Source organism: Cupriavidus pauculus (assembly GCF_002858765.1).
GTDB classification, from domain to species: Bacteria; Pseudomonadota; Gammaproteobacteria; order Burkholderiales; family Burkholderiaceae; genus Cupriavidus; species Cupriavidus pauculus_B.
The window spans coordinates 333,525-352,750 of the sequence record NZ_PJRP01000005.1 but is presented as its reverse complement, the minus strand read 5'-3'; the positions used below and the strand labels follow the sequence as shown (position 1 = coordinate 352,750).

Annotated in this window: 13 protein-coding genes and 1 tRNA gene; 8 read left to right on the top strand and 6 right to left on the bottom strand. The window is 65.6% G+C overall.

What is annotated here, in order from left to right:
* Positions 1–118 precede the first annotated feature (118 nt).
* From lpdA to aceE, 4 genes are all read right to left on the bottom strand, one after another.
* The gene (gene lpdA / locus CYJ10_RS14285; protein ID WP_101682121.1) at positions 119–1,897 is read right to left on the bottom strand and encodes a dihydrolipoyl dehydrogenase; all 1,779 of its coding nucleotides are present in this window, start codon (positions 1,895–1,897) and stop codon (positions 119–121) included.
* A gap of 39 nt (positions 1,898–1,936) precedes the next feature.
* A complete protein-coding gene (locus CYJ10_RS14280) occupies positions 1,937–2,569 on the bottom strand; it encodes an MFS transporter (protein WP_257993319.1) in 633 nt (210 codons plus the stop codon).
* A 164-nt stretch (positions 2,570–2,733) separates the two neighbouring features.
* Positions 2,734–4,389: a dihydrolipoyllysine-residue acetyltransferase gene (aceF, locus tag CYJ10_RS14275; RefSeq protein ID WP_101682120.1), complete on the bottom strand. Its 1,656-nt coding sequence runs from the start codon at positions 4,387–4,389 to the stop codon at positions 2,734–2,736.
* A 202-nt stretch (positions 4,390–4,591) separates the two neighbouring features.
* Positions 4,592–7,279, bottom strand: coding sequence for a pyruvate dehydrogenase (acetyl-transferring), homodimeric type (gene aceE, locus CYJ10_RS14270; RefSeq protein ID WP_101682119.1), 2,688 nt, complete (start codon positions 7,277–7,279; stop codon positions 4,592–4,594).
* 432 nt (positions 7,280–7,711) lie between these two features.
* Here aceE and CYJ10_RS14265 point away from each other — a divergent pair, with 432 nt between their 5' ends.
* Complete coding sequence (locus CYJ10_RS14265) at positions 7,712–10,324, top strand: PAS domain S-box protein (protein ID WP_101682118.1); 2,613 nt, start codon at positions 7,712–7,714, stop codon at positions 10,322–10,324.
* A 141-nt stretch (positions 10,325–10,465) separates the two neighbouring features.
* Positions 10,466–11,098 (top strand): response regulator transcription factor, encoded by a 633-nt coding sequence (locus CYJ10_RS14260; RefSeq protein ID WP_101682117.1) that lies wholly within the window; start codon positions 10,466–10,468, stop codon positions 11,096–11,098.
* Between the two features lie 106 nt (positions 11,099–11,204).
* Here CYJ10_RS14260 and CYJ10_RS14255 read toward each other — a convergent pair whose 3' ends face one another.
* Entirely contained in the window at positions 11,205–11,903 is a 699-nt protein-coding gene (locus CYJ10_RS14255) for a hypothetical protein (protein ID WP_101682116.1), read from the bottom strand.
* A gap of 151 nt (positions 11,904–12,054) precedes the next feature.
* Between CYJ10_RS14255 and folD the strand changes: the two genes are divergently transcribed.
* The 5 genes from folD to CYJ10_RS14230 all read left to right on the top strand — a co-directional run bounded on the left by folD (position 12,055) and on the right by CYJ10_RS14230 (position 18,314).
* Entirely contained in the window at positions 12,055–12,912 is an 858-nt protein-coding gene (gene folD, locus CYJ10_RS14250; RefSeq protein ID WP_101682115.1) for a bifunctional methylenetetrahydrofolate dehydrogenase/methenyltetrahydrofolate cyclohydrolase FolD, read from the top strand.
* A 163-nt stretch (positions 12,913–13,075) separates the two neighbouring features.
* Positions 13,076–15,178 carry a M3 family metallopeptidase gene (locus tag CYJ10_RS14245; protein WP_101682114.1) on the top strand — a complete coding sequence of 701 codons (2,103 nt, stop codon included), beginning with the start codon at positions 13,076–13,078 and terminating at the stop codon, positions 15,176–15,178.
* 30 nt (positions 15,179–15,208) lie between these two features.
* Entirely contained in the window at positions 15,209–15,646 is a 438-nt protein-coding gene (locus tag CYJ10_RS14240; protein ID WP_101682113.1) for a hypothetical protein, read from the top strand.
* Positions 15,647–15,652: 6 nt separating this feature from the next.
* Entirely contained in the window at positions 15,653–16,450 is a 798-nt protein-coding gene (gene xth / locus CYJ10_RS14235; RefSeq protein WP_101682112.1) for an exodeoxyribonuclease III, read from the top strand.
* 4 nt (positions 16,451–16,454) lie between these two features.
* Positions 16,455–18,314 carry a SulP family inorganic anion transporter gene (locus CYJ10_RS14230; protein WP_257993318.1) on the top strand — a complete coding sequence of 620 codons (1,860 nt, stop codon included), beginning with the start codon at positions 16,455–16,457 and terminating at the stop codon, positions 18,312–18,314.
* A 148-nt stretch (positions 18,315–18,462) separates the two neighbouring features.
* Here CYJ10_RS14230 and CYJ10_RS14225 read toward each other — a convergent pair whose 3' ends face one another.
* Positions 18,463–18,726, bottom strand: a complete 264-nt coding sequence (locus tag CYJ10_RS14225) for a DUF1488 family protein (RefSeq protein WP_066738920.1) — start codon at positions 18,724–18,726, stop codon at positions 18,463–18,465.
* 343 nt (positions 18,727–19,069) lie between these two features.
* On the opposite strand from CYJ10_RS14225, the gene CYJ10_RS14215 reads away from it, so the two are divergent.
* Positions 19,070–19,145: transfer RNA gene (locus CYJ10_RS14215), tRNA-Lys, on the top strand.
* The last annotated feature ends 81 nt before the right edge of the window (positions 19,146–19,226 follow it).

Here is a 19,226-nt window from a genome sequence, read left to right as displayed (position 1 = left end):
TTGTCGGGCATTTTTTCGCCCGCTTGATGCTGTTGGAATCGCTTGGCGGTTAATTGAATTATCAAGCCAAAAAAGAAACCCGCCAGATGGCGGGTTTCTTCATCGCAGCGGATGCCGATTAGCGCTTGCGCGGCGGCGGCACGTCCGTGCAGACGCCTTCGTAGATCTCGGCGGCCATGCCGATGGACTCGCCCAGCGTCGGGTGCGGGTGGATCGTCTTGCCGATATCCACGGCATCGGCGCCCATCTCGATGGCCAGGCACACTTCGCTGATCAGGTCGCCCGCATGGGTGCCGACGATGCCACCACCGATGATGCGGTGCGTTTCCTCGTCGAAGATCAGCTTGGTGAAGCCTTCGTCACGGCCATTGGCGATGGCACGGCCCGAAGCGGCCCACGGGAACACTCCCTTGCCGTACTTGATGCCCTGCGCCTTGCACTGGTCTTCGGTCAAGCCGGCCCAAGCCACTTCCGGATCAGTGTAGGCCACCGACGGAATCTGCTTGACGTCGAAGTACGCCTTCTCGCCATGGGCAGCCTCGGCGGCCACGTGCGCCTCGTGCACGGCCTTGTGGGCCAGCATCGGCTGGCCGACGATGTCACCGATCGCGAAGATGTGCGGCACGTTGGTGCGCAGCTGCTTGTCGACGTCGATGAAGCCACGATCCGTCACGGCCACGCCCGCCTTCTCGGCGCCAATCTTCTTGCCGTTCGGCGTACGGCCCACCGACACCAGCACGGCGTCGTAGCGAACCGGCTCGGCCGGCGCGCCCTCGCCTTCAAACTTGACGTAGATGCCGTCCGGCTTGGCTTCCACGCCAACCGTCTTGGTCTTCAGCATCACGTTGTCGAAGCGCTGCTTGTTCATCTTGTCCCAGACCTTGACCAGGTCGCGGTCCGCGCCCTGCATCAGGCCGTCGAGCATTTCCACCACGTCGATGCGTGCGCCCAGCGTGCTGTAGACGGTGGCCATTTCCAGGCCGATGATGCCGCCGCCAATCACCAGCATCTTGTTCGGGATGTCGCGCAGTTCCAGCGCGCCAGTCGAATCAAAGATTCGCGGGTCTTCGGGGATGAACGGCAGCTTCACAGCCTGGCTGCCGGCCGCGATGATCGCCTTCTCGAAGCGGATCACGGTCTTCTTGCCCGTGGTGGCCTTGGCATCACCTTCGGTTTCCTGCACTTCGAGGTGATTCGGGTCCAGGAACGTGCCGATACCGCGCACCACCTGCACCTTGCGCGCCTTGGCCATGCCGGCCAGACCGCCGGTCAGCTTGTTGACGACCGATTCCTTGTAGTGGCGCAGGCCGTCCAGGTCGATCTTGGCTTCGCCGAACAGGATGCCGTGCGCAGCCAGGGCCTTGGCCTCGTCGATCACGGCCGCGTTGTGCAGCAGTGCCTTCGACGGGATGCAGCCCACGTTCAGGCAGACGCCGCCCAGCGAGCCATAGCGCTCCACCAGCACAGTGTTCATGCCCAGGTCGGCCGAACGGAAGGCGGCCGAGTAGCCACCGGGGCCGGCGCCCAGCACCAGCATGTCGCACTGGATGTCGGCGCTGCCGCCGTGCTTGGCGGCCGTGGGGGCCGCGGCCGGCGCAGCGGCCGGTGCCGGCGCTGCCGCAGGGGCCGCAGCGGGTGCCGGTGCCGGGGCGGCGGCCGCGCCGCCTTCCACCGTGCAGATCACCGTACCCTTGGCCACCTTGTCGCCAACCTTCACCTTCACGTCCACCACCTTGCCGGTGGCCGACGACGGCACTTCCATGCTGGCCTTGTCGCTTTCCAGCACGATCAGCGACTGTTCTTCCTCGACCGCGTCGCCGGCCTTGACCAGCACCTCGATCACTTCCACCGCGTCGAAATCGCCGATATCCGGCACCTTGACTTCGATCACACTCATGCTTTTCCTCCTGGGATGCGCGCCCTGCCCGCCCTGGGCTCAGGCCGCGTCGTCTTTGTTGGTTGCCGCGCCGCCGGGCTGCTGGGGCGTCTCATGGGGTGCCGCAAGAATCTTGACCGTATGCACATCGATCGGGCCCGCCGAGCTCTTGTCGAACTCGATCCCCGCGTCGACACCGATCCGAGCAATGTCGCCAGCGCCCATCTCGGGCCGGTCGTACACCGCGTGCATGGCACCGAGCGCATAGTTGCGGCCCGAGCCAATGCCCCAGAAACGGTCGAACGAAAACACCTCGCGGTAGGAATAGACGCCGAAGATGCCGCCCGAATTCGCGATCAGGCAAACGATCTGTGAGGACTCGTAGGGGTCGTCCTCGTCTTCCTTGGTGTTGATGAAGTACTCGTTCTTGAGCTTTTCATGCACCTTGAGGAAGGTCCGGAACACGTCGTCGCGGGTCATCAGGCGGCATTCGTCGCCCATGCCCGTCAACAGCGCGCGCATGACCGGGAAATGCGCGGTGGTGCCCGCCAGCGCGACAAAGCTCTCGCCAACGGGAATCACCTTCTGGTTGCGCTCGTAGGCACGCGACAGCCGCGTATCGCCGAACGTCACCAGCGCATCGGCCGCGATCGCCACCTCGTCACCCTTGCGTACGACAACGCAGGTAGTCATGGCTCGCCCCTGTTACTCGGCATTTCGCACACCGGCACGGCCGGTGTGCGTTGCGGTTGCTTCAAGATGAAGCGTAGCGGTTCTGGCCAGGCGCGCGGCCGCAGACAGTACAAATGGTACGGCCACGCCGCGCAACGACGCCAGAATCATCTTTAAGCGACCGCTTAGAGAAGGATGCGGCGGAAATCTGCCAGCAGCGCTGCAAAGTACGTATTGAAGCGCGCGGCCTCGGCGCCGTCGATCACGCGGTGATCCCACGACAGCGACAGCGGCAGCGTCAGACGCGGCTCGAACTGCTTCCCGTCCCAGACCGGCTTCATGTACGACTTGCACACGCCCATGATGGCCACTTCCGGCGCGTTGATGATCGGCGTGAAGTACGTGCCGCCAAGACCACCCAGCGACGAGATCGAGAAGCAGCCGCCCTGCATCTGGTCAGGCTTCAGCTTGCCGTCGCGCGCCAGCTTGGCCAGCTCGCCCATTTCCTGGCTGATCTCGAGCACGCCCTTCTTGTCGGCGTCCTTGATGACCGGCACGACCAGGCCGTTCGGCGTGTCGGCGGCGAAGCCGATGTTGAAGTACTTCTTCAGCACCAGGTTGTCGCCGTCCAGCGATGCGTTGAAGTTCGGGAACTTCTTCAGCGCCGCCACGGTGGCCTTGATCATGAACGCGAGCATCGTCACCTTGATGCCGGCCTTCTCGTTTTCCTTGTTCAGCTGCACGCGGAACGCTTCGAGCTCGGTGATATCCGCCTCGTCGCAGTTCGTGACGTGCGGGATCATCACCCAGTTGCGGTGCAGGTTGGCGCCCGAGATTTTCTTGATGCGCGACAGCGGCTTCGATTCCACCTCGCCGAAACGCGTGAAATCAACCTTCGGCCACGGCAGCAGGTCCAGGCCAACGCCCGAGCCACCGCCAGCAGCGGCGGCCGGCGCAGCGGTCTTGCCGGACATCACGCCCTTGACGAAGTTCTGCACGTCCTGCTGGGTGATACGGCCCTTCGGACCGGAGCCCGGTACGCGCGTCACGTCCACGCCCAGCTCACGCGCGAACTTGCGCACGGACGGGCTGGCGTGGGCGGCCTTGCCGGTCACGCCCTGGGCAGGTGCTGCGGCCGGGGCAGGAGCCGGTGCGGCGGCTGCCGGCGCGGGTGCCGGCGCTGCAGCAGCGGCCGGTGCCGGGGCGGCAGCGGGGGCAGCAGCCGGCGCGGCGGCGGCGCCACCGGCGGCTTCCAGGATCAGGATCAGCGTGCCTTGGGCCACGTTGTCGCCAACCTTGACCTTGACTTCCTTGACGATGCCGCCCTGCGGGGCCGGCACATCCATCGTGGCCTTGTCGGACTCCAGCGTGACCAGCGCGTCTTCCGCGTTGATCTGGTCGCCCGGCTTCACGTGGACTTCGATGACCGGCACGGCGTCGTAGTCGCCGATGTCCGGCACCTTGACTTCCACCGTGCCACCGCCAGCCGGTGCGGCTGCGGGAGCAGGCGCCGGTGCGGGTGCCGGGGCCGGCGCGGCGGCGGCAGGCGCCGGAGCGGCGGCCGGGGCTGCGGCCGGAGCCGGGGCAGCTGCGGCGCCGCCAGCAGGCTCCAGCATCACCAGGACAGTGCCCTGGGCCACGTTGTCGCCCACCTTGATCTTGACTTCCTTGACCGTGCCGGCCTGCGGCGACGGCACGTCCATCGTGGCCTTGTCCGATTCCAGCGTCACCAGCGCGTCTTCCGCGTTGATCTGGTCGCCCGGCTTCACATGCACTTCGATGACGGGAACGGCGTCGTAGTCGCCGATGTCCGGCACCTTGATTTCAATCGCTTGACTCATTCAGTGTCTCTCCTGGGCAGCCGGCACCCTGGTTCGTTACGCTCAACACGACAAACGCAATCGGCGAGGTTACTCTCGCCGCACGCATCTGTCACGCTGCCGCGCATCACCAGCGCCGCGGGGCACCGCCGGGCCAGCCGGGGGCGCCCGCGGCGCGGCGGGTTGCCGCGCTGCGGGGGTTCAGTCGTGCAAGTCCGGGGAATCAGACCGACATCGGGTTCGGCTTGCTCGGGTCGAGGTTGTACTTCTTGATGGCTTCCGCCACCTTTTCGCGACCGATCGCACCTTCGTCAGCCAGCGCCTTCAGCGCAGCCACCGTCACCCAGTTGCGGTCCACTTCAAAGAAGTGACGCAGCTTCTCGCGGGTATCCGAGCGGCCAAAGCCGTCGGTGCCCAGCACCACGTAGCGGCGCGGCACGAACGAACGGATCTGCTCGGCGAACGCGCGGATGTAGTCGGTCGACGCGATGACCGGGCCACGCACGCCCTTGAGCTTCTGGGCGACGAACGATTCACGCGGCGCTTCCGTCGGGTGCAGCAGGTTGTGGCGCTCGGCGGCATGGCCTTCGCGGGCCAGCTCGGTGAAGCTCGGGCAGCTCCAGATGTCCGATTCCACGCCCCAGTCCTTCTTGAGCATGTCGGCGGCGGCGATCACCTCGCGGAAGATCGTGCCCGAACCCAGCAGCTGCACGCGCGGCGCATTGCTGTTTTCCACGCCCTTGCGGAACTGGTACATGCCCTTGACGATGTCCTTCTCCACGCCAGCCGGCATTTCCGGATGTTCGTAGTTCTCGTTCATCACCGTCAGGTAGTAATACACGTCTTCCTGTTCGGCATACATGCGGCGCAGGCCGTCCTGCATGATCACGGCCAGCTCGTACTGGAACGTCGGGTCGTACGAGATGCAGTTCGGGATCACGGCGTGGAACACGTGCGAGTGACCATCCTCGTGCTGCAGGCCTTCGCCGTTCAGCGTGGTACGGCCCGACGTGCCGCCCAGCAGGAAGCCGCGCGAGCGCATGTCGGCAGCGGCCCAGCACAGGTCGCCGATACGCTGGATACCGAACATCGAGTAGTAGATGTAGAACGGGATCATCTGCACGCCATGCGTCGAATACGACGTGGCGGCGGCAATCCAGTCGCACATGGCGCCGGCTTCGTTGATGCCTTCCTGCAGCACCTGACCCGTCTGCGATTCCTTGTAGAACATCAGCTGGTCATGGTCTTCCGGCACGTACTTCTGGCCTTCCTGGTTCCAGATACCCACCTGGCGGAACAGGCCTTCCATGCCGAACGTGCGCGACTCGTCCGGCACGATGGGCACCACATGCTTGCCGATCTGCTTGTCCTTGAGCAGCGTGTTCAGGATCCGCACGAAGGCCATCGTGGTGGACACTTCGCGGCCTTCGCCGGTGGCCTTCAGCAGCGCGTCGAATGCCGACAGCTCGGGCACCTTCAGCGCGTCGGCCTTCTGGCGGCGGGCCGGCAGGTAGCCGCCCAGGTTCATGCGCGCCTGGCGCATGTATTCCAGTTCCTTCGAGCCTTCCTCGAAGGTCAGGTACGGGACTTCTTCCAGCTTGTCGTCCGGCACCGGGATGTTGAACTGGTCGCGGAACGCGCGGATGGCGTCCACCGGCATCTTCTTCTGCTGGTGGGCCACGTTCATGGCCTGGCCGGCATCGCCCATGCCATAGCCCTTGATGGTCTTGGCCAGGATCAGCGTCGGCTGGCCCTTGTGCTCGCTGGCCGCCTTGTAGGCCGCGTACACCTTGTGCGGATCATGGCCGCCACGGTTCAGGCGCCAGATGTCGTCGTCGGACCAGTCGGCCACCATGGCCTTCAGTTCCGGCGTGTTGAAGAAGAACTCGCGCACGTACGCGCCGTCCTTGGCCTTGAAGGTCTGGTACTCGCCGTCCACGCACTCCATCATGCGCTTCATCAGCAGGCCCTTGGTGTCGCGCTGCAGCAGCTGGTCCCAGCGGCTGCCCCACACCACCTTGATCACGTTCCAGCCCGAACCGCGGAATTCCGATTCCAGTTCCTGGATGATCTTGCCGTTGCCGCGCACCGGGCCGTCCAGGCGTTGCAGGTTGCAGTTGATCACGAAGACCAGGTTGTCCAGCTTCTCGCGGCCGGCCATGCCGATCGCGCCCAGCGATTCCGGCTCGTCGGTCTCGCCGTCGCCCAGGAAGGCCCAGACCTTGCGGCCTTCGGCGTTCACCAGGCCGCGGCTGCCCAGGTACTTCATGAAGCGGGCCTGGTAGATGGCCATGATCGGGCCCAGGCCCATCGACACGGTCGGGAACTGCCAGAAATCCGGCATCAGCCACGGGTGCGGGTACGACGAGATGCCCTTGCCGTCCACTTCCTGGCGGAAGTTGTCGAGCTGTTCGACCGTCAGACGGCCCAGCAGGAAGGCGCGCGAGTACACGCCCGGCGCCGAGTGGCCCTGCACGAAGACCAGGTCGCCGCCGCTCTGTTCCGACGGCGCGCGCCAGAAGTGGTTGTAGCCCACGTCATAGAGCGTGGCCGCCGAGGCGAACGACGAGATATGGCCGCCGACGTTGGTGTTCTTGTTGGCGCGCAGCACCATGGCCATCGCGTTCCAGCGCGTGTACGAGCGGATGCGGTGCTCGATGTCCTGGTCGCCTGGAATGCGTGCCTGCTGCTCCACCGGAATGGTGTTGATGTACGGCGTTTCGGCGTGGAACGGCTGCGTCACGCCGTTCACGCGGGCGTACTGGATCTGCTTGTCGATCAGGAAGGCCGCGCGTTCGGCGCCTTCGGCACTCAGGACGCCCTGCAGGGCGTCAAGCCATTCATGCGTTTCCTGGGGATCTGCGTCGTTGGCGCTGCTGGCGCCGAGGATCTGCTCTGGTACAGCGGACATGACTGTCTCCTGGGTAAATTCCTGCCCCGGCGCCCGCCCGGTATGGCGGATCTCGGTTGGCCGGTCTGACGGTGTTGACGTCGCAGCGAAGCCTTGCCTCGTGGCCCTGGCATCGGTTCAATGGCCAGGACCGGGATCTTTCGTAGCGGGTCGCGTCGCCCGGATCCTTATAGGCTCAAGCACATGGCTCCGCCCGCATTGTTCGGTCGAAGCGATTCTATGGAAGCACAGCAACGGCTGACAAGCTAAATTTTCAGATTACGAAGTCATTTCTTATAATGTGAAATATTGCGGCAGTGCACCAGAAACCGCCCGGCGACGCCGGAAACCGGCCTGGCGGATTTCCGAATCCGCCTGTGCCGGATAGGCGCTTTCCCCAAGCGACGCACCGCAATAAAGCCGATACACTGGCCGGCTGACCGTCGATCCCTTATGCAGTTCTTCAACCGAATCCTCTCCGGCCTGCGAATGGCCATCCTGCCACCGAATTCCGCCGGTACCGTCAGCGATTCCGCCCAGGGCACGGCGCCCGGCGTGGCGCGCGCGGGCCATGGCGGCCCGCATGCCGGGCACGATGACCACCCCGAACACGGCGATCACGCCGACGTCATGGAGCCGCTGGCCGCGCCGCCGCGCCGCCTGTGGATCATGCGCTGGCGCAACCTGGTGGCGACCAGCTGGTTCATGTTCATTCCGCTGGTGGCCATCGTGCTGTTCACGGTGGCGATGGGCGTCATCCTGTGGTCGCTGCACGAAACCGAGCGCCAGCAGCAGCGCGACTCGCTGTACCGTGACGCCGCCTGGGCGCAGCAGCGGGTGCGGCTGTCCCTGCTGAGCAACCAGGACCAGATGGCCTCGCTGGCGCGCGACATCGCCGCCGCGCAACTGGACCAGGGCGCCTACCGCACCGCCGCCCAGGAAATCCTGCGCGAGAACCCCGAGATCGTCTTCATCAACTGGCTCGACGCCACCAAGCGTGGCCGCTGGTCGCTGCCGTCGACGTCCGAGTTTGCCGGCCGCCTGCGCGAAACCGTGGACCAGCCGCTGGAACCCGAGGTCCTGGACACCTTCGACGCTGCCCGCGAGACCCAGCGCGTGGTCTATTCCCGCCCGCTGATCAACGATCGCGGCGACAGCTTCATGCTGATGGAAGTGCCGATCGTGCGCGACAACGAGTTCCTGGGCACGCTCGGGGCGCTCTATTCGATCAACGGCATCCTGACCCACCTGCTGCCGCCCGAGCTGACCGAGCGCTACCGCTTCTCGCTGATCGACAAGAACAATCAGACGCGCGCCAGCACGTCGGTCCGGCCGGTGCCGGGCAATGCGCTGTCCTACGAGGTATTGCTCGACCCGCCGGGCCATTCGCTGTCATTGCGCGCCGACGCCTATCCGCCACCTTCCAACCTGCCCAACAACATGCTGCTGTGGCTGGTGGTGGGGCTGTCGTGCTTCCTGCTCTGGAGCCTGTGGAGCATGTGGCGGCACACCAGCCGCCGCTCCGAGGCGCAGCGCGCGCTGCTGGCCGAGACATCGTTCCGGCGCGCGATGGAAAACTCGATGCTGATCGGCCTGCGGGCGCTGGACCTGAACGGCCGCATCACCTATGTGAATCCGGCGTTCTGCCGCATGACGGGGTGGTCCGAGCCCGAACTGGTGGGCCGCATCCCGCCCTTCCCCTACTGGCCGCCCAACGACCAGCAGGAAATGCAGAAGCAGATCGACCTGACGCTGCAGGGCAAGTCGCCGGCTACCGGCTACGAGATGCGCGTGATGCGCCGGGACGGCAGCAGCTTTTTCGCCCGGATGTACGTGTCGCCGCTGGTCGACAGCCGTGGCCGCCATACGGGCTGGATGAGCTCGATGACGGACATCACCGAGCCCAAGCGCGCCCGCGAGGAACTGGCCGCCGCACACGACCGCTTCACCACCGTGCTGGAAAGCCTGGACGCCGCAGTGTCGGTGCTGGCCACGGACAAGGCGGAACTGCTGTTCGCCAACCGCTACTACCGCCAGCTGTTCGGCTGGGAGGCCGAGGGGCACCTGAAGCTGGCCGGCGACGATTTCGACAAGGAGCAGATGTCGAGTGACAACACCGACTTCGTCGACGCCTATGCCGGCCTGCCCGCCTCGGAGCTGATGCCGTACGCGTCCGACGCCCGCGAGGTGTTCGTGCCGGACATGCAGAAATGGTTTGAAGTGCGCCGCCGCTATATCCAGTGGGTGGACGGCCACTTGGCGCAGATGCAGATCGCCACCGACATCACCGTGCGCAAGGCCGCCGAGGAAATGGCGCGCCAGCACGAGGAACGGCTGCAGTTCACCAGCCGCCTGACCACCATGGGCGAGATGGCGTCGTCGCTGGCGCACGAGCTGAACCAGCCGCTGGCCGCCATCAATAACTACTGCATGGGTGCGGTGGCGCGCCTGCATTCGGGCCGCAGCACGCCCGAAGACCTGATCCCGGTCCTGGAAAAGACATCGGCGCAGGCCGTGCGGGCTGGCACCATCATCAGCCGCATCCGTGGTTTCGTGAAGCGCAGCCAGCCGCAACGGCGCGAGGCCGCCCTGCACGACATCGTGGCCGACGCCGTGGGCCTGGCCGACCTGGAAGCCACGCGCCGTCGCGTGACCATCCTGACGCGCCTGCCCGCCCCGCCGATGATGCTCTATGTGGACCCGGTGCTGATCGAGCAGGTGCTGGTCAATCTGCTCAAGAACGCCGTGGAAGCCATGGCCGGCCTGCCGGCAATGCGCGCGGCCGGCGTGGTCCGGCTTCACGCACGGGTCGAGAACGTTGAGTTTGGTCAATCGGTCTGCATCGACGTGATCGACCAGGGCCCGGGCGTGGACGAAGCCACCAAGGAACGCCTGTTCGAGCCGTTCTTCAGCACCAAATCGGACGGCATGGGCATGGGCCTGAACATCTGCCGGTCGATCATTGAATCCCACCAGGGCCGTCTCTGGGTGGAAAACAATGTGGACGGCATCGGTTGTACGTTTAAAATCACCCTGCCGCTGCAGCCCGCGCTACCCGAGCAATAACCTCGGGAGCGCCCCCGGGCATGCCGGACGACCCTCTGCCGCGGGGCATCGGGAGGCCGTCCGGACGATTTGCCTGGGGGTGTTGCGCGCCGCCGCATGCAGTTACACTTCGTTGCAAACGACTTTGCCCCAGGAGACTTCATGACCGCAACGCCCAGCCCAACGCCGCATCGTGGCGAGACCGTCTTCATCGTCGACGACGATGAAGCGATGCGCGACTCGCTGACCTGGCTGCTAGAGGGCAACGGCTACCAGGTGCGCAGCTTCAACAGCGCCGAGCAGTTCCTGTCCGCCTACGACACCAGTTCGGTGGCCTGCCTGATCCTTGACGTGCGCATGCCGGGCATGAGCGGCCCGGAGCTGCAGGAACGGATGATCGCCGAGAACATCGACATCCCCATCGTCTTCATCACCGGCCATGGCGACGTGCCGATGGCGGTGTCGACGATGAAGCGCGGCGCGATCGATTTCATCGAGAAGCCGTTCGATGAGTCGGAACTGCGCGCGCTGGTGGAACGGATGCTGCAGAAGGCCCGTACCGACCATTCCGCCGCCCGCGAGCAACGCGCCGCCAAGGACCTGCTGTCCAAGCTGACCACGCGCGAGCAGCAGGTGCTGGAACGCATCGTGGCTGGCCGCCTGAACAAGCAGATCGCCGACGACCTGGGCATTTCCATCAAGACCGTGGAGGCGCACCGCGCCAACATCATGGAAAAGCTCAACGTCAACACGGTGGCCGACCTGCTGCGCCTGGCGCTGTCGCGCAACAGCTGATCCGCTGAATCCCCGACGCGCCGGCTGCCCGTGGATCGCCACGGGGCGGCCGGCGCGGGCCTTGCGACCCGCTGTTCCCCTCCCGGGCCAGCCTGGTCCGTCCCCCCTACTTTCCCTCCAGATATTCCGCGTCGGCGAACGTCACCACCCATTGCGGGCGGTAGATGACGAAAATCGCCACCAGCATGCCGGTCAGGAATGCCTCGCCGAAGGCGATGATCACCACGCCGGTCAGCCAGTCGCCCACGGTCAGTCCGGCATCGCCAGCCTGGCCCACAAGCATGAGCCACGCCAGCCGCAGCACCCCCGACACGATGGTCGCCACCAGCGCGGCAAAATAGCCGTGGCCCAGGATGAAGATAAAAAGGTGCCGGGGCAGCCATTGCCGCAGCGTGGCCTGCAGGCCAGCCGTAACCAGCGCGGGCACGGCCGCCATCCAGATGAACCGTGGCGCCAGCGATATCCAGTGGATGTCCTGCCACGCCAGCCCGGCCAGGTAGGCAAGCCCGATCAGCGAGATCACGTTGGCGATCGCCAGCGACACCAATGCCAGCGGCAGGCCGAACATCGTCACGGCCAGTGTCGCGCCCATCAACTGGATCACCACCCCGCCGCCCAGCGTGGCACGCGCCGTCCAGAGCAAGGCCAGGAACACCAGCGTCCCCAGCCAGGCATGCTGGATCGGCTCGCGGCGCAACACCTGCCACGGCCGCTGCGAGATCGCCCAGGCCAGCACGGCCACGGCCAGGGTCGGCAGCGGCCAGGTCGCCAGTAATTCGGGAATTGAAGATTCTTCGATGTCCATCGGCGGATGCTAGCAGCCGCCAGCCGATCTCCGCTTGCATCCGGTCAAGGCGGCGCCGAATCGCGCCAAGCCTTTATAATCCGGGTTTTGCGCCCGCCGCCCCGCGCGGCGCGCGGCGCCTTCCTTCCAGCCTTTCCAGTCACGTACGCCCATGACCGCCCAACTGATCGACGGTAACGCCCTTGCCAAACAAATCCGTGCCGAAGCCGCCCAGCGCGCCGCCCGCCTGACCGCCGCCGGTCACCAGCCCGGGCTCGCCGTGGTGCTGGTGGGCGAGGACCCCGCCAGCCAGGTCTATGTACGCAACAAGGTCAAGGCCTGCGAGGACAACGGTTTCTACTCGTCGCTGGACCGCTATCCGGCCGACCTGTCCGAAGCCGACCTGCTGGCCCGTATCGACGCGCTGAACAACGACCCGAAGATCCACGGCATCCTGGTTCAGCTGCCGCTGCCCAAGCACATCGACAGCCACAAGGTGCTCGAAGCCATCGCCCCCGAAAAGGACGTCGACGGCTTCCACGTGGCCAATGCCGGCGCGCTGATGACGGGCGCCCCGCTGTTCCGCCCCTGCACCCCCTACGGCTGCATGAAGATGCTGGAATCGATCCAGTACCCGCTGCGCGGCGCCCGTGCCGTGGTGGTGGGCGCCTCGAACATCGTGGGCAAGCCGATGGCGATGCTGCTGCTGCAGGCCGGCGCAACCGTGACGATCTGCAACAGCAAGACGCGCGACCTGACCGCCCATACCCGTGACGCCGACATCATCGTGGCCGCCGTGGGCCGTCGCAACATCATCACCGCCAACATGATCAAGCCGGGCGCCGTGGTCATCGACGTGGGCATGAACCGTGACGATGCCGGCAAGCTGTGCGGCGATGTCGACTTTGCCGGCGTGCGCGAGGTAGCCGGCCATATCACGCCGGTGCCGGGCGGCGTTGGCCCGATGACGATCACGATGCTGCTGATCAACACGCTGGAAGCAGCCGAGCGCCGCGCCGGCCTGGCCTGAGGAACGGACCCGAAGGGTCCCGATGGCGCGCCTGCCGCGCCTCAATCACCCTGATAGCAAAGTCGTACTGGATATTTGGCCCCAAAGGCCTCATCTTGCACAGGTAATCGTGCCGCCGGGCCCCGTGGCCATTTCGTCGGCGGCACGCCAACCGGGAATTGTCATGACTGATACCACCGACCGCGCCAACAACCCGCTGCTCGACTTCGCGGACCTGCCGCGCTTTGCCGAGATCCGCCCCGAGCACATCGGCCCGGCGCTGGACGTGCTGCTGGCCCAGGCCCAAACCGCTGTCTCGCGCGCCGAGGCGCCCGAGACGCCAGCTTCCTGGAAGACGGCCGTCGAAGCGCTGGAAACCGCCACCGAGCCGCTGGGCCGTGCCTGGGGCGTGGTGGGCCACCTGAGCGCCGTGGCCGACACCCCCGAGCTGCGCAAGGCTCACTCGGACAACCTGCCGCGCATGACCGAATTCTGGTCGTCGCTGGGTCAGAGCCTGGCTTTGTACGAAAAATACAAGGCGGTGGCCGCCGGCCCCGAGTTCGCCGGCCTGTCGCCGGCCCGCAAGCAACTGCTCGAAAACGAGCTGCGCGGCTTCCGCCTGGGCGGCGCCGAGCTGCCCGAAGACCAGAAGCCGCGTTTTGCCGAGATCCAGGATCAGCAGGCCCAGCTGTCGAAGGCGTTCTCCGATCACGTACTCGACGCCACCAACGCCTACGCACTCTACATCGACGACGAAAAGCGCCTGACCGGCATCCCGGCCGACGCGCAGGAAGCCGCGAAGCTGGCCGCCGAAAAGGATGGCAAGGCCGGCTGGAAATTCACGCTGCACTTCCCGTCGTACTTCCCGGTGCTCCAGTATGCCGACGACCGCGCCCTGCGCCAGACCATGTACGAAGCCAGCGTCACGCGCGCCTCGGAACTGGGCCCGCAGTACAACAACGGCCAGGCCGACTGGGACAACACGTCGAACATGCGCGAGCAGCTGACGCTGCGCCGGGAAGAGGCGCAGATGCTCGGCTACAACAACTACGGCGAAGTCTCGCTGGTGCCGAAGATGGCCGAAACGCCAGCCGACGTGCTGAAGTTCCTGGACGAGCTGGCCGTCAAGGCCCGCCGCTATGCCGAGGCTGACTGGAAGGAGCAGCGCGAGTTCGCCGCCGCCGAGCTGGGCCTGGACAAGATCGAGCCGTGGGACGTGGCCTATGCCTCGGAAAAGCTGCGCCAGAAGCGATACGCGTTCTCCGACGACGAGGTCAAGCAGTACTTGCAGGAGCCCCAGGTGCTGAAGGGCCTGTTCGGTGTCGTCGAGAAGCTGTTCTCGGTGAAGATCGAGCCGGACGACGCCCAGACCTGGCACAAGGATGTGCGCTTCTTCCGCGTGGTGTCGCCGCAGGGCGCGCTGCTGGCCCAGTTCTACATCGACCTCTACGCACGCGAAGGCAAGCGCGGCGGTGCCTGGATGGACGACGCCCGCGGCCGCAAGGAGCACGACAACGGCACGGTCCAGACGCCGGTGGCCTACCTGACCTGCAATTTCACGGCGCCGGTGGGCGGCAAGCCCGCGCAGTTCACGCATGACGAAGTCATCACGCTGTTCCACGAGTTCGGCCACGGCCTGCACCACATGCTCACGCAGGTGGGCGACCTGGGCGTATCGGGCATCAACGGCGTGGAGTGGGATGCCGTGGAACTGCCGTCGCAGTTCATGGAGAACTTCTGCTGGGAATACGAGGTGCTGTCGACGATGACCGCCCACGTGGATACCGGCGCCCCGCTGCCGCGTGCGCTGTTCGACCGCATGCTGGCGGCGAAGAACTTCCAGAACGGCATGATGACGCTGCGCCAGATCGTGTACTCGTCGTTCGACATGCACCTGCATACCGACTACGACCCGCAGGGCGCCGTGTCGGTGCTGGAGCTGTCGCGCCAGATCAACGACGCCAGGCACGTGGTGCCGCAGTCGCCGCTGTCGCGCTGGCCGAACACGTTCAGCCACATCTTCGCGGGCGGCTACGCGGCGGGCTACTACAGCTACAAGTGGGCCGAAGTGCTGTCGGCCGACGTGTACGCGGCATTCGAGGAAGCCGCCAGGCTGTCGGGCAGCGTGCTGGATGCAGCAACCGGCGAGCGCTATCGGCAGGAAATCCTGTCGGTGGGCGGCAGCCGCCCGGCCATGGAATCGTTCGTGGCCTTCCGTGGCCGCACCCCGCAGATCGACGCGCTGCTGCGGCACGGCGGCATGGCCGAAACGGCGGCGGCAGCCTGATCGCCTCGCCCCGCCCAGACGCCCCGGCTCATGGACATTCCTTTCCCGATCCGCAAGGAATGTCCGCCGGGCGCCTGCGTCTGCAACCGCGAGGCGCTGCTCGATAATCCGCACGCCGACCGGCGCATCCTGCAGCTCACGCAGCAGGAAGAAAAGAAACTCGTAGAAAGACTAGAAAACATCGCCACGCTGGCCGATCTGAACCGGATGCAGGAACGGATGCACGCGCTGCTGGGCATTACGATCACGATCACGCCCAGTGACAACGTGGTGCGCACCACGCGCGGCTTCCGCATTGAACTGGTCGACCAGCCTGGCCTGTGCCGCAAGACCCGGCAGGCGATTCCCGCCGCCATCCGGCGCAGTATGGAAACCCATCCCGAAATCGCGTTCGAGATCCTCGACCAGCGCGATCTGCTGGGCGGTGGCCGCAACCTTTTTGGCGAAAGTGCCAACCCCGAAGAATAACGACACATGAGAATCGCGAGCTGGAACGTCAATTCCCTGAAGGTCCGCCTGCCCCAGGTGCTGCAATGGCTGGCCGCGCAGGACGCCGCGGGCACCCCCATCGACGCGCTGTGCCTGCAGGAACTGAAGCTGCCCGACGACAAGTACCCGCTGGCCGAACTGGAAGCCGCCGGCTTCCACAGCATCTTCACGGGCCAGAAGACGTACAACGGCGTGGCGATCGTGGCGCGCGACGGCGCCATGCCGGCGCCGACCGACGTGGTGCGCAACATCCCCGGCTATGAAGACGCCCAGCAGCGCGTGGTGGCCGGCACCTACGGCGACGTACGGCTGATCAGCGCGTACTTCCCGAACGGCCAGGCGCTCGATTCGGACAAGTTCGTCTACAAGCTCGACTGGCTCCGCGCCATGACCGACTGGCTGCGCGCCGAGATGATCAAATATCCGAAGCTGGCCCTGCTGGGCGATTTCAATATCGCCCCGGAAGACCGCGACGTGCACGACCCGGCCAAGTGGGAAGGCCAGAACCTGGTGTCGCCGCAGGAACGCGATGCCTTCAAGGCGCTGGTGGCGATGGGTCTGGTCGATTCGTTCCGCATGTTCGAGCAGCCCGAGAAGATGTTCTCGTGGTGGGACTACCGCATGATGGGCTTCCGCCGCAACGCGGGCCTGCGCATCGACCATATCCTGCTGTCGCCCGACCTGGCCCAGCGCTGCACGACCTGCCTGATCGACAAGGAGCCGCGCCGCTGGGACCAGCCGTCCGACCACACGCCGGTCGTGGCCTCGCTCCAGCTCGACTGAGCCGATGAGCGCCGCCGCCCGCGCCAACACCCCGGCCCTGCAGCGCTGGTTCCCCTGGCTGCGACGCGTCACCCCGCTGACGCTGCGCGCTGACGTGATCGCCGGCCTGCTTGGCGCGGTGCTGGTCTTGCCGCAGGGCGTGGCCTTTGCCACGCTGGCGGGGCTGCCACCGCAATATGGCATCTACACGGCGGTGATCCCCTGCATCGTGGCGGCGCTGTTCGGGTCGAGCTGGCACGTGATGTCCGGGCCGACCAATGCCAATTCGCTCGCGCTGTTCGCCATGCTGAGCCCGGTGGCCTTTGCGGGCAGTCCGGCCTATATCGCGCTGGCGCTGGCCGTGACGATGCTGGTGGGGCTGCTGCAACTGGCGGTCGGGGCGCTGCGCCTGGGCTCGCTGGCCAACTTCATCTCGCCATCAGTCTTGCTCGGCTTCACGTGCGGCGCGGCCACGCTGATCGGCCTGTACGCGCTCAAGGATCTCTTCGGCCTGGCAGTGCCCACGGGCACCAGCGCGTTCGGCGTGGTGCGATTCCTGTTCGAGAACCTGGATACCGTCAATGGCAGCGCGCTGATTGTCGGTGCGGTGACGCTGGTGGCGACCATCGCCGTCAAGCGCGTGTCGCGGCGGCTGCCGTTCATGCTGCTGGGCCTGCTGGCCGGCTACAGCGTGGCGATGCTGCTGAACCATAGCGGCTGGGGCGGCGCCCAGCATGTGAACGTGGTGGGGCCGATTCCGTCAGCCATTCCGCCCTTCCATGTGCCTGATATCAACTGGCGCACGGTGCCCGACCTGCTCGGCATTGCCGCCGCGCTGACCATCGTGGCGCTGGGGCAATCGATCTCGATCGCCAAGGCCGTCGCGCTGCGGTCCGGCCAGCATGTCGACGCCAACCGCGAGTTCATCGGCCAGGGCCTGTCGAATATCGCCGGAGGGCTGTTTTCGGGATACATCTCGTGTGGCTCGCTGAATCGCTCGATGCCGAACTTCGAGGCCGGCGCCCAGACGCCGCTGGCAAGCGTGTTCTCGGCCTTGCTGCTGGTGGTGCTGGTCACCGTCAGCGCCCCGCTGCTGGCCCAGATTCCGCTGGCCGCCATCGCGGCCATGCTGATACTGGTGGCCTGGGGCCTGTTCGATTTCCAGCGACTGCGCCGCATTGCGCAGCTATCGCGCACGGAATTCGCCATCGCGGTGGGCACGTTCGCCGCCACGCTGGTGATCCGACTGGAAATGGCGGTGCTGCTCGGCACGATCCTGTCGCTGGTAGCCTACCTCTATCGCACGTCCCGCCCGGCCGTACGCAGCCTGGTGCCCGATGCCGATGATCCCGGCCGGCGCTTCACGCCGCTGGACGAATTGCGACGCCCCCAGCCCGAATGCCCGCAACTGAAGCTGCTGCGCATGGAAGGCGCGATCTACTTTGGCGCGGTGCAGTACGTGACCGATCGCCTGCACTGGCTGCGCACGGTCGACGCCGACCAGAAGCACCTGCTGGCGATGACCAAGAGCATGAACTTCATCGACATGGCGGGCGCCGAGATGTGGGAAACCGAACTGGCCGAGCGGCGCGCGGCGGGCGGTGACCTCTACTTCCATCGCCCCCGCACGCAGGTGCTGGAAACCTGGGAGCAGACCGGCTTCACGGCCAAGCTGGGCCGCGACCATATTTTCCCCACCAAGCGGCAGGCACTTCACACGATCATCGCGACGCTCTCGCCCGAAATCTGCGCGCAATGCCAGGCGCGCATTTTCGAGGAATGCGCCCAACGGCCAGGCAGCCCCGCAAGCCTGCAGGAACAGGACGTCACGGATCGGCCCGCGTCACGACATGGCGCAACACTGGACACGACGCATCCTGCCTGAGTGGCAATGCAGACAACCAGACTTTGAAAAAACTGCTGAGAACTTCTCGAAAAGCGCCCTGAACCTTCAGGCGTCTGGCGCGCCGGCCGGCCTGCGGTGAAGCAGGGCCGAAGCCGGCGGGCGGAGGGTTGCTACCGTCGGTCGGCTTTCAGACCGGCGCCACGTGCGCCCGCTTGACCACGACCGGCTGGGGCACGCCCTGCTCGATCAGCACCACGGCCGCGCGTTCGATCGTGTCACGACCGGCGCGGAACGCCTCTTCCAGCGACAGCACCTGGTCGGCGCTGAAGCCTTCCCAGAGTGCTTCGCGTGTTACCACGCATGTCACTTGCTCACCATCGACAAGCGCGTGGAACAGCAAACCCTCGTTGTTGATGTCGTAGCGGTCTTGCTCCTGGAATTTGATTTCCATCATCACAGCCCTCCATATGCAAGTGGAAAAGAATCCTAACATGGCTTTGCGGAAATCGTCTTCGATCCCCTGCGCACCTTCAGCAGAATAAGATTCGTCCCAATGACCGGTGGCGGGTACAGCAAGTTCCGCGACGCGTCGCCTGTTCTGCATCGTGACGCCACCGCAACCGCGCAGCGTGCCATGCGTGTGTGTCAGCGTGATGTGCCGATTGTTCAGCCGATCGATCCGATCACGCGGCAGCTTGCAGCACGCACACTGCAGGCCTCCTGGCCGATTTATTCGCGGTACGCATTTAGCGTTTGACAAAGCTGAAAATGCTGCTAGAATCTCGGTCTTCGTCGGGGCGTTAGCTCAGTTGGTAGAGCAGCGGACTCTTAATCCGTAGGTCGAGTGTTCGAGTCACTCACGCCCCACCAGACACAGAAAGGCCGGAAGCAGCAATGCTTCCGGCCTTTTGCTTTCTGGGCTTTCTGGCGCGATCGTTGGCATCTTCTGGC

What these genes read in the sequence shown, in the direction of transcription:
- lpdA (WP_101682121.1), bottom strand. Translation starts at nt 1,897, where the DNA reads ATGAGTGTGATCGAAGTCAAGGTGCCGGATATCGGCGATTTCGACGCG.
- CYJ10_RS14280 (WP_257993319.1), bottom strand. Translation starts at nt 2,569, where the DNA reads ATGACTACCTGCGTTGTCGTACGCAAGGGTGACGAGGTGGCGATCGCG.
- aceF (WP_101682120.1), bottom strand. Translation starts at nt 4,389, where the DNA reads ATGAGTCAAGCGATTGAAATCAAGGTGCCGGACATCGGCGACTACGAC.
- aceE (WP_101682119.1), bottom strand. Translation starts at nt 7,279, where the DNA reads ATGTCCGCTGTACCAGAGCAGATCCTCGGCGCCAGCAGCGCCAACGAC.
- CYJ10_RS14265 (WP_101682118.1), top strand. Translation starts at nt 7,712, where the DNA reads ATGCAGTTCTTCAACCGAATCCTCTCCGGCCTGCGAATGGCCATCCTG.
- CYJ10_RS14260 (WP_101682117.1), top strand. Translation starts at nt 10,466, where the DNA reads ATGACCGCAACGCCCAGCCCAACGCCGCATCGTGGCGAGACCGTCTTC.
- CYJ10_RS14255 (WP_101682116.1), bottom strand. Translation starts at nt 11,903, where the DNA reads ATGGACATCGAAGAATCTTCAATTCCCGAATTACTGGCGACCTGGCCG.
- folD (WP_101682115.1), top strand. Translation starts at nt 12,055, where the DNA reads ATGACCGCCCAACTGATCGACGGTAACGCCCTTGCCAAACAAATCCGT.
- CYJ10_RS14245 (WP_101682114.1), top strand. Translation starts at nt 13,076, where the DNA reads ATGACTGATACCACCGACCGCGCCAACAACCCGCTGCTCGACTTCGCG.
- CYJ10_RS14240 (WP_101682113.1), top strand. Translation starts at nt 15,209, where the DNA reads ATGGACATTCCTTTCCCGATCCGCAAGGAATGTCCGCCGGGCGCCTGC.
- xth (WP_101682112.1), top strand. Translation starts at nt 15,653, where the DNA reads ATGAGAATCGCGAGCTGGAACGTCAATTCCCTGAAGGTCCGCCTGCCC.
- CYJ10_RS14230 (WP_257993318.1), top strand. Translation starts at nt 16,455, where the DNA reads ATGAGCGCCGCCGCCCGCGCCAACACCCCGGCCCTGCAGCGCTGGTTC.
- CYJ10_RS14225 (WP_066738920.1), bottom strand. Translation starts at nt 18,726, where the DNA reads ATGGAAATCAAATTCCAGGAGCAAGACCGCTACGACATCAACAACGAG.